This window comes from Mesobaculum littorinae (genome assembly GCF_004011175.1).
GTDB lineage: Bacteria > Pseudomonadota > Alphaproteobacteria > Rhodobacterales > Rhodobacteraceae > Tranquillimonas > Tranquillimonas littorinae.
The window spans coordinates 270,100-282,356 of the sequence record NZ_RQXX01000001.1 but is presented as its reverse complement, the minus strand read 5'-3'; the positions used below and the strand labels follow the sequence as shown (position 1 = coordinate 282,356).

At 69.1% G+C, this 12,257-nt stretch carries 9 protein-coding genes; 4 read left to right on the top strand and 5 right to left on the bottom strand.

The genetic code is table 11. The features are described 5' to 3' along the window. Positions 1-52: 52 nt before the first annotated feature. Positions 53-1,738 (bottom strand): sigma-54-dependent Fis family transcriptional regulator, encoded by a 1,686-nt coding sequence (locus EKE94_RS01360; protein WP_127904811.1) that lies wholly within the window; start codon positions 1,736-1,738, stop codon positions 53-55. A gap of 239 nt (positions 1,739-1,977) precedes the next feature. Here EKE94_RS01360 and EKE94_RS01355 point away from each other — a divergent pair, with 239 nt between their 5' ends. The 3 genes from EKE94_RS01355 to EKE94_RS01345 all read left to right on the top strand — a co-directional run bounded on the left by EKE94_RS01355 (position 1,978) and on the right by EKE94_RS01345 (position 5,799). Next, the gene (locus EKE94_RS01355) at positions 1,978-3,456 is read left to right on the top strand and encodes an aldehyde dehydrogenase family protein (protein ID WP_127904810.1); all 1,479 of its coding nucleotides are present in this window, start codon (positions 1,978-1,980) and stop codon (positions 3,454-3,456) included. Positions 3,457-3,467: 11 nt separating this feature from the next. After that, positions 3,468-4,577, top strand: coding sequence for an NAD(P)-dependent alcohol dehydrogenase (locus tag EKE94_RS01350; protein WP_127904809.1), 1,110 nt, complete (start codon positions 3,468-3,470; stop codon positions 4,575-4,577). Positions 4,578-5,460: 883 nt separating this feature from the next. After that, the gene (locus EKE94_RS01345) at positions 5,461-5,799 is read left to right on the top strand and encodes an ABC transporter permease subunit (protein WP_127904808.1); all 339 of its coding nucleotides are present in this window, start codon (positions 5,461-5,463) and stop codon (positions 5,797-5,799) included. A 177-nt stretch (positions 5,800-5,976) separates the two neighbouring features. Here EKE94_RS01345 and EKE94_RS01340 read toward each other — a convergent pair whose 3' ends face one another. Further along, complete coding sequence (locus EKE94_RS01340) at positions 5,977-6,246, bottom strand: DksA/TraR family C4-type zinc finger protein (protein WP_127904807.1); 270 nt, start codon at positions 6,244-6,246, stop codon at positions 5,977-5,979. Between the two features lie 173 nt (positions 6,247-6,419). Between EKE94_RS01340 and ptsP the strand changes: the two genes are divergently transcribed. After that, entirely contained in the window at positions 6,420-8,672 is a 2,253-nt protein-coding gene (ptsP, locus tag EKE94_RS01335) for a phosphoenolpyruvate--protein phosphotransferase (RefSeq protein ID WP_127904806.1), read from the top strand. Positions 8,673-8,869: 197 nt separating this feature from the next. Here ptsP and EKE94_RS01330 read toward each other — a convergent pair whose 3' ends face one another. From EKE94_RS01330 to EKE94_RS01320, 3 genes are all read right to left on the bottom strand, one after another. Then, a complete protein-coding gene (locus tag EKE94_RS01330) occupies positions 8,870-10,054 on the bottom strand; it encodes a calcium-binding protein (RefSeq protein ID WP_127904805.1) in 1,185 nt (394 codons plus the stop codon). A 129-nt stretch (positions 10,055-10,183) separates the two neighbouring features. Continuing rightward, the gene (locus EKE94_RS01325; RefSeq protein ID WP_127904804.1) at positions 10,184-10,861 is read right to left on the bottom strand and encodes an ABC transporter ATP-binding protein; all 678 of its coding nucleotides are present in this window, start codon (positions 10,859-10,861) and stop codon (positions 10,184-10,186) included. Between the two features lie 31 nt (positions 10,862-10,892). Beyond that, positions 10,893-12,182: a lipoprotein-releasing ABC transporter permease subunit gene (locus EKE94_RS01320; protein ID WP_127904803.1), complete on the bottom strand. Its 1,290-nt coding sequence runs from the start codon at positions 12,180-12,182 to the stop codon at positions 10,893-10,895. Positions 12,183-12,257: the final 75 nt, after the last annotated feature.

Sequence of the window (12,257 nt, the reverse complement as noted above, 5' to 3'; positions counted from 1 at the left end):
AGATCCCCGCACCCGCGATGTGGGCTGCCCTCTCGCCCCCGCAGCCAGCCGGTCAGGTCTGCCGATCCAGTCCGTGCTTGCGGATGCGGTAGTCCAGCTTTGCCCGCGTGACGCCCAGTTTGCGCGCCGCGGCCGACACGTTCCAGTCGCAGGCGTTCAGGGCCGAGATCACCGCCTCGATCTCGAGATCCGTCAGGCTGCGCTCCCGCCCCTCAATCCCGCCCGGGTCGGCCCCGCCGGGGGTCCGGCCCAGCGCGCCGTCCCTGCGGATGCGGTTGGCGAGGTCCGGCGCAACCTCGACCCCGGTGAAGACATGGCGGATGTCGATCTGTCCCCCGGGTTCGGCATAGATCACGCCGCGTTCGATCATGTTCGACAGCTCCCGGACGTTGCCGGGGAAATCATAGCGCAGCAGCATGTCGGTCAGCCCCCCCGCCAGCCCCTGCACCGGCTTGCGGTGCTGCGCGCGGAAGCGGCCGAGGAACGTCTCGACCAGCGCCGGGATATCCTCGCGCCGCTCGCGCAGCGGCGGCGTGTGGATCGGCAGCAAAGACAGGATATAGTGCAGATCGGCGCGAAAGGCGCCCTCGGCCACCGCGTCCAGCGGCGAGCGGCTGGCGGCCGAGATGACGCGGAACCGCTGCTTGCGCCCGTCATGCAATAGCCGCGTGAGGTTGGCCTGCGCCACCTGCGGCAGCGCCAGCACGTCGTTGAGGAAAAGCGTCCCGCCCGTCGCCTGCGCGATCAGCCCGTCATCGCCGAAAAGAACGCGGTCGGCCTTGTCCGCGGGCCCGTCCAGCGCCGAACAGTAGACGGGTACGAAAGGCCCCTGCGGCGTCTCGCCCTGACGGTGCAGGTAGCGGGCGAAATGCTCTTTCCCGACGCCGGGCTCGCCGATGAACATGACGGGCACGCGGTTCGTCGCGGCCTTTTCGGCCAGCCGTCTTACGCGCTGGATCGCCGGGGAATTGCCGATGATACCGCCGAAACGGCCGTCCTCCTGCGGCTGGGGAATGTCCGACGGGGGGGTCCAGGGCCGCGACGGCGGGCGCGGCGGCTGGTCGATACCGAACATCTTGAACTCGGGCATGTCACCCCCCCAGGCGGCGGCATCCTTGCCCATGATGACGCAGCGCTGCGCCCCCTGCGCGATGCACTCGACTTCGCGGAAGATAACCGGAAAGCCCAGAAGCGCCGAGGTATAGCCCGACGGCACCGCCACCTGCATCCAGCAGGCCGGACAGTCGCAGGTGCCGAAGTTGCGCAGATGCTCGGCCCCTTCGGCGCTGTCGATCCAGTGGAACTCGCCCAGGTATTCCAGCTTGCGCAGGTTGAATTCGAACCGCTTGGTCACGACCTTGGCGTGCCCCGCCATCGTGTGGATGCGCGGACCCGCGGCCAGCGCGGCGGTCATGTCGGACTTGCCGAACCGGTTGGCGACAAGGTTGGCGTAACGCACGCCCTGCTCCCACCCCACCTGCATCAGCCGTTCGCGGGTACGGTCCATCCCGATCTCGTGGATCATCGCGGCGCGCAGCTGGCCCAGAACCTCGGACTGCAACAGCAGCATCCGTTCGTCGTTCAGCCAGACCCGCCCGTCGCCCAGCGCGAACTGCAACGCCCCCGCCAGATCCTCAAGCGTCGGCGCCGCGCCCTCTTTCAGCAGGTCGCTGTCGCCACGTTCCAGAATCGCAGGCGCCCGGCGCGAGGCTTCGGACAGGCTTATATGTCGGGGCATTTCATCAATGTCTCAGTCGAAACCGGAATATTTTATATTTTGATGAAACCCCCACCCCGGTCAACAGGCCAGATAATTCATTTACAACAGGCACTTGCCGAAAATCTTAACCCTATCCCGATTTGCGCTTTGGTGAACCCGGCGGATCGACGGACAAATCCTCCTCGGAAAAGCCGCAGGGAGGACGAGCCGCCATAGCGGGGGCCGGACGGGCGGCACAGGTTGGAGGAGACTGGCATATGGATGGCGCAGCGGCATCATTCCTCGACGCGCGGGACTGGCAGGGCAAGATCTATTCCGGCGGCTGGGTGGCCGGATCGGCCGACCCTGCGGATGTCCGCGCCCCGGCCGACGGTTCGGTCGTTGCACGAACCGGCATCGCCACGGCCGGGGATCTGGAACGCGCGGCGCAGGCCGCGGCGCGGGCACAGCCCGCATGGGCCGCGACGCCGGCCGCCGAGCGGGCGGCGATCCTGACCCGCGCGGCCGATATCCTTGTGGCCAATCGCGACGCACTGTTGCCGTGGATCATCCGCGAAACCGGCTCGATCCCGTCGAAGGCGGGGATCGAGGTCGAACACGGCGCGGGCTTCCTGCGCGCCGCCGCCAACGCCGCCATGGAAGAGCAACACCGCAGCCTGCCCTCGGTCGACGGGCGCGGCGCCGAGGAAGAGCTGATCCGCGTGCCGCATGGCGTCGTGGGCGTGATCTCGCCCTTCAACTTTCCGCTGGTGCTGTCGATCCGGGCGATCGCCGCGGCGCTGGCCACCGGCAATGCCGTGGTGCACAAGCCCGATCCGCGGACCCCGATCACCGGCGGCACGATCATCGCGCGCGCGTTCGAAGATGCCGGCCTGCCCGAGGATCTTCTGCATATCCTGCCGGGCGGGGCCGAGGTCGGCGCCGCCATGTGCGACGACCCGCGCATCGCCATGGTGTCCTTCACCGGGTCGCCCGAGGCGGGCGCCAAGGTGGGCGAGGCCTGCGGCCGCAGCCTCAAGAAGGTGCAGCTGGAGCTTGGGGGCAAGAACCCCGTCGTGGTGATGGAGGATACCGACCTCGACACGGCGGCGTCGAACTGCGCCTGGGGCGCGTGGCTGCACCAGGGCCAGATCTGCATGTCGACGGGCCTGATCCTGGTGCCCGTCGGCAAGGCCGAGAAGCTGACGCAGATGCTGGTGACCAAGGCGCATCATCTGCCGGTGGGCGACCCCGCGACCGAGCAATGCGCGCTGGGCCCCCTGATCGCGGAAAGCGAGGCGCAGCGCATCGAGGCGATCGTCGAGGATGCCGTCGCCCGCGGCGCGACCCTGCATGTGGGCGGCAAGGCGCGCGGCACGATGTTCCCCGCGACGGTGCTGTCGGGCGTCACCCCGGGCATGCGCGCCTTCGACGAAGAGATCTTCGGGCCCGTGGCGGTGATCGTCGCCTATACCGATGTCGAGGACGCCGTCGACCTGGCCACGCGCACCGACTTCGGGTTGGCCGCGTCGGTCATCGGCGCGGACACCGACGCCGCCCGTGCCCTTGGCCTGCGGCTGAAGGTGGGTCACCTGCACATCAACGACCAGACGGTGAATGCCTCGCCGCTCGCGCCCTTCGGCGGGCGCGGACGGTCGGGCAACGGCAGCCGTGTGTCGGGCAGCGCGATCTGGGAAGAGTTCAGCCAGTGGGTCTGGATCACCACCAAGCCCGCCGCCACCCCCTACCCGTTCTGAAAGGGCCGATCATGACCACGCAAATCCGTGCCGCCGTCGCCCGCGAGGCCGGCGCCCCCCTCAGCCTCGAAGACCTGACGCTCGACGCGCCCCGGGCGGACGAGGTGCTCGTCCGTATCGTGGCGACCGGGGTCTGCCACACCGACCTCGTGGTGATCGACGGACATCTGCCCACCCCCCTGCCCGCCGTGCTGGGCCACGAGGGCGCGGGCGTGGTCGAGGCGGTGGGCAGCAATGTCACCAAGGTCGCCCCCGGCGATCGGGTGGTGCTGACCTTCAACACCTGCGGCACCTGCCCCTCATGCCGGGACAACGCGATGGCCTATTGCCACGAGTTCTTTCCGCGCAACTTCTTCGGTCAGCGCGAGGACGGGTCGGTCGCCCTGCAGGGCGCCGAGGGGCCGGTCCACTCGAACTTTTTCGGCCAGTCCTCCTTTGCGACCCACGCGCTGGGACATGCGCGCAACGTGGTCCGGATCGATGTCCCCGAGGCTGACCTGCCGCTGATGGGGCCGCTGGCCTGCGGGATCCAGACAGGCGCCGGGACGGTGATGAACGCGCTCAAGGTCCCCGAAGGTGCCAGCTTCGTGGTCTTCGGCACCGGCTCGGTCGGGCTTGCCGCGGTGATGGCCGCGCGGGCGCAGGGGGCCGCGACGATCATCGCCGTCGATCTGCACGACACCCGGCTCCACACGGCGCGCGACCTGGGCGCCACCCACGTGGTCAACGCCGGGTCGGACAACGTGGTGGGACGCATCCGCGAAATCACCGGCGGCGGCGCGGGCTACGCGCTCGACACCACGGGGCAGCCCGCGGTGATCCGCCAAGCGGTCGACGCCCTGGGGAGCCGAGGCACGGCCGCGGTGCTGGGCGCGCCGATGCCGGGATCCGAGATCACGCTCGACAACAGCGATTTCATGTCCTCGGGCAAACGCCTGATGGGCGTGGTCGAGGGCGACAGCGACGGCGACACCTTCATCCCGCGGCTCGTCGACCTGTGGAAGGCGGGGCACTTCCCCTTTGACCGGCTGGTCACCTTCTATCCCTTCGACCGGATCAACGACGCGATCGAGGACAGCCAAGCCGGCCGCACGATCAAACCCGTCGTGACCATGAGCTGAGATCGCCATCCACGTCCGGCCTGTCCCGGGCGAGGGAGGTCCCCCGCGGCGAGGGCCGAACGAACCGGGCAGCCGCGCGGCACGCCGCCCGATATTCGTGCGAGGGGACAGAATGGCCGAGACCGATCTGCCCCGGGGGCGTTTTTGCGGGCTGACCGGGGCCGCCGCGCTGTGCCGGCCCTGGCGCGACAGGCCGGAGGCCAGCGCGCGACGCAGATGATCCGCATCGGCTTTGTCGGACCGCCCTCGGGCCCCCTTACCCTTCGGCGAAGCCGACGCCATGGTGGCCGACGGGCTCCGCGCCGCCTAATTGGGGTGGGCCCCGGGAGAACCGTCCTCGGAGGCGAGGCCTGACCTGCCACCACTTGCTGCAGACCAGGATCTTCGGGCTGTGGGGACCCGAGACACGGTCGCTGGTCGCTGCTATCGGCGCGCTGGCCTGAGCCGGCTGGATGCTGCCCCGGCGGGTTGATGGTGGGCCGGCTTTCGATGACCCTCTTCGCCTTAGCGGTAGGGCTGATCGGCGGCCTGCACGCGATGCTGCGCGCAACCGGGCTGGGCCGCGCGATCCGGGCCACCGCTTCGGTCCCCGGGGCATCCGAGCTTTGCGCCATCGAAACCTGCACCGCCCACCGTGCCCCAGTCGCCATAGCGGTGACGCTGGCGGGCGTGGCCGGGATCTGCCTGGCGATGAGGGCGCAGGTCACGCCCTACTCGGAACCGGCGCTGGGGCTGCTGCTGGCCTGGCCGCTGTTGTGGTTCGTGCTGCGGCTGGGCGCGGCCGAATTCGCCGTCGCGATGCGGGGCGTGGCCGAGGCGGTGCGCTCGCACGGTGATGGGCGACCCGTAGATCCAGGGCGAAACCGGGCAGTCGCTGGTAGCGATGAACGCCATCGACGGCGCGATGTGGCTTGCCTATGGGCTGCTGCGGGATCGGGTGGGGCGACTAGGCGAGGCGATCTGCGACGATGCCGGGACCGCCGCCTCGGTCGGCGTGGACACCGCACGGGTGACGCGGCTGTCCGTCCCGGTCTCGGCGTTCGGCTGCGCTGTGGCCGGGGCGCTTTGGCTTGCCGGTTCGATCACCTACCAGCCGCACACCGTCTTCGGCGTTCAATGGTCGGTCTTCATGCTTTTCATGGTGCTCGTCGGCAGGCTGGGCAGCGACCTCCGGCCGCTCGTGAGGGCTGTGCTGTTCTATCCCCTGAAAGAAAGCATTTAAGGATTTCGGCGCCTGGTCCCTGACGGGCGTCGGTATGTTGGAACACTGGCGATCCTCGCCGCGCTCTATGCCCTGCAGGGCATCACGGGTCAGGCAAGCCAAGGGCACGGGCGCGAACCGCTGTCGCTACGCAACACGCTGCCGTGCGATGACCGCCGGGCCCCGCACCCCGCCCACCTATTTCAGCTGGCTGTCCTTCGAACCGCGGCGGTTGATCCCACCCCGCTGCGCGCGGACGCCGTCGCGTTCGGACTGGCAGTCGATGCACAGCTTCACGCCCGGGATCGCGGCGCGGCGGCGTTCGGGGATCGGCTCGTCGCATTCGGCACAATGCGTCAGGCTTTCGCCGACGGGGCGGCGCGCCGCCTGCATCCGTTTCAGTTCGTCATCGATCGACGCCTCGATCTGCTCGCTCACCGCGCCGTCGCGGGTCCAGCCACCTGCCATGTCGCATCCTCCGTCCTCGGAAAGATACAACTTAGGCGGATCGCAGCCGGTTTGAAGGGCAGGATCGCCACGATCCTTTCACGGCGCGACACCATCGCGTCTTTCCCTTCACGCCTCAGCTGTGCTCTAAAAGAAAGGGCTGGCACGGCGCTGGCCAAGAACGCGGGGCGGGCATGGTCGAAAAGACGGACAGCGAAAGCCGCAAACTTCTGGGGCGGTTGCGGGACACTCTTGCCGAGGATTCGGCCGGTCAGGAGCGGCTGGACCGGATCACGCACCTGATCGCGGACTCGATGCAGACCGAGGTCTGCTCGATCTACCTTTTCCGCGACCAGGGCACGCTAGAGTTGTGCGCGACCGAGGGCCTGAATGCCGAGGCCGTACACCAGACGCGGATGCGCATCGGTGAGGGCCTCGTCGGCCGGATCGCCAAGATCGGCCGACCGATCAACGCCGCGAACGCCCCGGCCGAGCGCGGGTTTCGCTACATGCCCGAGACGGGGGAAGAGATCTACACCTCGCTTCTGGGCGTGCCGATCCAGCGGCTGGGCGAAAAGCTGGGCGTGCTGGTGGTGCAGTCCAAGGACGAACGCCACTATTCCGAGGACGAGGTCTACGCGCTCGAGGTCGTCGCCATGGTGCTGGCCGAGATGACCGAGCTTGGCGCCTTCGTCGGGGAAGGCGCGGCGATGGGCGCGCGGCATCAACACCCGGTGATGTTCCGCGGCACCGTCGCGCAGGAGGGCACAGCCGAGGGTCAGGTCTGGCTGCACGACCCCCGCGTCGTGGTGACCAACCCCATCGCCGAGGACCCCGAAAGCGAAACCCGCCGCCTGACCGAGGGGGTCGAGGCGCTGCGGGTGTCGGTCAACCAGCTTCTGTCGAACTCGGACCTGACCGACGCCGAGGAGCGCGGCGTGCTGGAAGCCTACCGGATGTTCGCCAACTCGCGCAGCTGGATCCGCAAGATGGAAGAGGACATCGGCCGCGGCCTGTCGGCCGAGGCGGCGGTGGAGAAACAGCAATCGCTGGCGCGCGCCCGGATGCAGTCGGTGCCCGACCCCTATCTGCGCGAACGCCTGCACGATCTCGACGACCTGTCGAACCGCCTTTTGCGGATCCTGACCGGACAGGGCCGCGAAACCGGGTCCGAGATGCCGCGAAACCCGATCCTGATCGCCCGCAACATCGGTCCGGGCGAGCTTTTGGATTATGGCCGCTCGCTGCGCGGCGTGGTGCTGGAACAGGGGTCGGTCGGCAGCCATGCCGCCATCGTCGCGCGCGCGCTGGCGATCCCCCTCGTCGTGCATTGCGAGGGCGCCGCCACCGAGGCGCTGACCGGCGACCCGATCCTGATCGACGGTGAACAGGGCGTCGTCCACCTGCGGCCCGAGGACAGCATCGCCGCCGCGTTCCGCGACAAGATCGCGATGCAGGCCAAGGCCCAGGAACGCTATGCCGACCTGCGCGACCAGCCCGCCACCACGCTTTGCGGCACCACCATCGCGCTGATGATGAACGCGGGCCTGATGGCCGACCTGCCGTCGCTTCAGGGGTCGGGCGCCGAGGGGGTGGGCCTTTTCCGCACCGAGCTTCAGTTCCTGACCCGCAACAAGGTGCCGCGCCGGGGCGAGCTGGCCGCGCTGTACCAGCGGGTGATCAAGGCCGCGTCGGGACGGCGGGTGATCTTTCGCACGCTCGACATCGGGTCGGACAAGGTCCTGCCCTACATGAAGCGCGACGACGAACCCAATCCCGCGCTTGGCTGGCGCGCGATCCGGGTGGGGCTGGACAAGCCCGGGGTGATGCGGATGCAGCTTCAGGCGCTGATCCGTGCCGCCGATGGCGGGCCGCTCAACGTCATGTTCCCCTTCGTCGCCCAGTTCGAGGAATTCCGCGACGCCCGCGACCGGCTATTGCAGGAGATCGAGCGCGAGCGGCGGCTGGGCCATGTCCTGCCCTCCTCGCTCGAGATCGGAGCGATGCTGGAAACCCCCAGCCTGGCCTTTGCGCCGCGACAGTTCTTCGAAGAGGCCGATTTCATCTCGATCGGCGGCAACGACCTGAAACAGTTTTTCTTTGCCGCCGATCGCGAAAACGAGCGGGTGCGCAAGCGTTACGACACGCTGAACGTCAGCTTCCTGACCTTCCTCGAACAGATAGTGCGCCGTTGCGACGCGACGAAAACGCCGGTCAGCTTCTGCGGAGAGGACGCGGGCCGCCCGATCGAGGCGATGTGCTTTGCGGCCATGGGCCTGCGGACATTGTCGATGCGCCCGGCCTCGATCGGGCCGGTGAAGCACCTGCTGCGCCGCGTCGATCTGGGCAAGGTCCGCGAGATCATCGACGAGGCGCGGGCCGAGGGCGCGCAGACCGTCCGCCCCGCCGTGCGCGCCTACCTTGCCGCCGAGGGCTGGGCGATCTGAGTGCGCGTTCGGCAGGTCGCACCGGCCTGCCTGCGGCGCCCTGCGGCAGAGCGGCGCCCGCCGCGGATCGGGGTGGCTGCCGCGGCGGTTGGCCAGGGCCCGCGGGTGGACGTTACGGGCCACGGGACAACGGGATCGTCCTGAGTGGATCCCGGGGGCGCAGGTTCCGCGGACCCCCGATCCGGGGCCCGCGACGCTCAGGCCGCTTCGCCCGTCCGGTCGTCGTCACCGTCGGAGTCCGGCGCTCCGCCATCCGGGGTCCCGGCGGGGTCCGCGCCCGTTTCCCCCTCGGGATCGTCAGTCCCGGTCTCGCCCGTGCCGGTGTCGCTGTCGGTATCGGTGTCGTCCGACCCGTCGTCGATCTGCGTGACGACGATGGCGTCCGACGAGATCGGCGCCGTCAGGCCGGCCAGAAGGATCGTCGTGCCGTCGCGCAGCTGAAGTTCGACCCCGTCCGGGGTCACGGTCTGCAACGCCTCGTAGCCCTCGGCATCCGGCAGGCCGGCGGCGCCGGGGTCGGTAATGACCAGCACGTCCTCGCTCTCGTCGAAATCCGAAATCAGGATGCGGCTGTCTTCGGGGGCCGGGTCCGCGTCGGCGTCCGAATCGCCCGCGTCGACCACGACGAAACTGTCGGCGCCGCCCTGCCCGGCGCCCAGATCGCCCGAAAACAGCTGCAGGGTGTCGTCTCCGTCGCCACCGGCCAGGGCGTCCTGGGCGCCGTCGTCGCCACCGACCAGCGTATCGTTTCCGCCGCCGCCCATCAGCGCGTCGCTGCCCGCGCCACCGAAGAGGCGGTCCGGTCCGGCCTCGCCCATCAGGATGTCGCGGTCGGCGCCGCCGTCGAGGCTGTCCGCCCCGCCGCCGCCGGCCAGCACGTCCGCCCCGGTGCCGCCCGCCAGCGTGTCGTCGCCCGTGCCGCCCGAAAGCGAGTCCGCGCCGTCGTCGCCCGACAGCACATCATCCCCGGCATTGCCCAGCATCGTGTCGCTGCCGCCCCCGCCCGAGATCGCGTCGCCGCCCTGGCCGCCGCGCAACCGGTCGGCGCCGGCCTCGCCATCGATGCTGTCGGCCCCACGGCCGCCCAGGATGTCGTCGTCCCCGGTTCCGCCCGTGATCACGTCCTGCCCCGTCCCCGCCGAGATGGTGTCGGCCCCCGCGCCGCCGGTGATGGTGTCGCCGCCGCCCAGGCCGGTCACGCTGTCGTCGCCGTCCAGCCCCTGGATCAGGTCACGGCCCGTTGTGCCATCCAGGATGTCGGCCTCGTCGGTCCCGTCGATCCGCTCGACATCATCCGAGTCGCTGTCGTCGCCATCGTCGTGGATGATTTCATAAAGACCGTAAGACAGCGCCGCGCCGCCCAGGATCATCAAAGAGAGCATTTCCGGACCTCACCCCAATTGTGTCATGAATGAGGCATACCGGGTATCCGGTCCCGGTCCAGAACAATCACGCGAAACAATACGTTTCTCGCGTGAAACATCCCGAATGGAGCACCCCGGTTCGGCGAACTAGACGAGGCGCCCGTCCTCCAGCCGCACCATGCGGTCCATCCGGGCGGCAAGCTCCAGGTTGTGGGTCGCGATCACCGCGGCGAGCCCGGTGTCGCGCACCAGATGCATCAGCGCGGCAAAGACGGTGTCGGAGGTCCCGGGGTCGAGGTTGCCGGTGGGTTCGTCCGCCAGCAAAAGGCGCGGCGCGTTGGCCAGCGCACGGCAGAAGGCGACGCGCTGCTGCTCGCCCCCCGACATCGCCGAGGGGCGGTGCCCCGACCGCGGACCGATGCCAACACTGTCGAGCAGCCCCTGCGCCCTCCGCGCCGCCGCGTCGGCGGAGACGCCGTTGGCGAGCTGCGGCAGGATCACGTTCTCGATCGCCGTGAACTCGGGCAGGAGGTGATGAAACTGGTAGATGAAGCCCACGTCCGACCGGCGCGCGCGCGTGCGGCGGCGGTCGCCCAGACCCGACATCTCTTCTCCGCCCAGCTGCACCTGCCCGCTGTCGGGGGTATCGAGCAGCCCCGCGATATGTAGAAGCGTCGACTTGCCCGCGCCCGAGGGGGCGACCAGCGCCACGACCTCGCCCGGGGCGACGGCCAGATCGGCCCCGCGCAGCACTGCGATCTCGGACGGCAGACCCCGGTTGTAGATCTTCTCGATCGAGGTGAGGGACAGCGCGGGCGAGGTCATGGCGGGCTCCGTGGGCGTTTGCGGGGCGGCGTCATTCATAGCGCAGCGCCTCGACCGGGTTCATGCGCGCCGCGCGGCGGGCGGGAAAGATGGTGACCACGAAGGACAGCCCCAGCGACAGCACCACGGCCGACATCACGTCGGGCCATTCCAGCTTGGCCGGAAGCGCGTAGATGCCGCGGATCGACGGATCCCAGACGCCGCCGCCCATGATCCAGTTGACCGCCGAGAAGATCGGATCGATCCAGATCGCGAAGAGACAGCCCAAGATCACCCCGAAAAGCGTGCCCAGCGTGCCCGTCAGCGCGCCGCAGATGAAGAAGATCCGCAGCACCGACCCCTCGGTCAGACCGATGGTGCGCAGGATGCCGATGTCGCGGCCCTTGTTCTTGACCAGCATGATCAGCCCCGACACGATGTTCATCGCCGCGATCAGCACGAGGATCGACAGGATCACGAACATCACGTTGTCCTCGACATCGAGCGCGCGCAGGAAAGCGCCCGAGGCATCGCGCCACGTCCAGATCAGCGCGCCCTCGCCACTCGCGGCGTAAAGGTCCATCAGCATCGGCTCGATCGCCTCGGGGTCCTCGACGAACACCTCGATCTCGTCCGCCGCGCCTTCGCGGTTGAAGAAGGTCTGCGCCGCGGCGAAGGGCATGTAGACGCGCGTGCGGTCGATGTCGTAGCGCCCGGCGGTGAAGATGTAGCCAATCTCGTAGACCGAGGTGCGCGGCGACGTGCCGAAGGCGGTCTTGACCCCGTTGGGCGAAATCAGGCGCAGCCGGTCGCCGACGCCCGCGCCAAGCTCTCGCGCGACGCCCGACCCGATGGCGATGGTCTGGTCGCCGAAGTTGTCCAGGTGGCCCCATGCCTCTTCGGGCTCCGCGATGCGGGGCACGGTGGCCAGGTCCTCGGGCGCGATGCCGAAGACCTCGACCCCCGCGTTGGCGCCGCCGAGGTTGGCAAGGATCTGCGCCCGGATCAGCGGCGCGGCCCGGGTGACGCCCGGCACGGCGGCGATGCGCTCGGCCCGCTCGGCGTAATCGGTGATCGCGCGGGACGTCTGGCCCGTCTCGGTTTCGTATTCGTCCTGGTAGATCGTGATATGCGCGTTGGCGCCCAGGATCGTGTCGACGAATTCGTCGCGGAAGCCTGAGCGGACGGCCAGCGTCGCGATCAGCGCAAAGACCGCCAGCGTGATCCCCACTAGGCTGATCCACGTCATGACGGAGACCCCGCCCTCGGCGCGCTTGGCCCTGAGGTAGCGCCAGGCGATCATCCATTCAAAGCGGGAAAACGGGGCGGTTCGGCCGGACATGGGCGCCTTTCCGGGGTTGGTCGAATGAGGCGCGACCTTGGTGTGCCGCGCCCGCGAGGTCAAGCCGCAGGAGCT

Coding starts and splice junctions, on each gene's coding strand:
- EKE94_RS01355 (WP_127904810.1), top strand. CDS start 1,978: ATGGATGGCGCAGCGGCATCATTCCTCGACGCGCGGGACTGGCAGGGC.
- EKE94_RS01350 (WP_127904809.1), top strand. CDS start 3,468: ATGACCACGCAAATCCGTGCCGCCGTCGCCCGCGAGGCCGGCGCCCCC.
- ptsP (WP_127904806.1), top strand. CDS start 6,420: ATGGTCGAAAAGACGGACAGCGAAAGCCGCAAACTTCTGGGGCGGTTG.
- EKE94_RS01320 (WP_127904803.1), bottom strand. CDS start 12,182: ATGTCCGGCCGAACCGCCCCGTTTTCCCGCTTTGAATGGATGATCGCC.
- EKE94_RS01330 (WP_127904805.1), bottom strand. CDS start 10,054: ATGCTCTCTTTGATGATCCTGGGCGGCGCGGCGCTGTCTTACGGTCTT.
- EKE94_RS01340 (WP_127904807.1), bottom strand. CDS start 6,246: ATGGCAGGTGGCTGGACCCGCGACGGCGCGGTGAGCGAGCAGATCGAG.
- EKE94_RS01345 (WP_127904808.1), top strand. CDS start 5,461: ATGAACGCCATCGACGGCGCGATGTGGCTTGCCTATGGGCTGCTGCGG.
- EKE94_RS01325 (WP_127904804.1), bottom strand. CDS start 10,861: ATGACCTCGCCCGCGCTGTCCCTCACCTCGATCGAGAAGATCTACAAC.
- EKE94_RS01360 (WP_127904811.1), bottom strand. CDS start 1,738: ATGCCCCGACATATAAGCCTGTCCGAAGCCTCGCGCCGGGCGCCTGCG.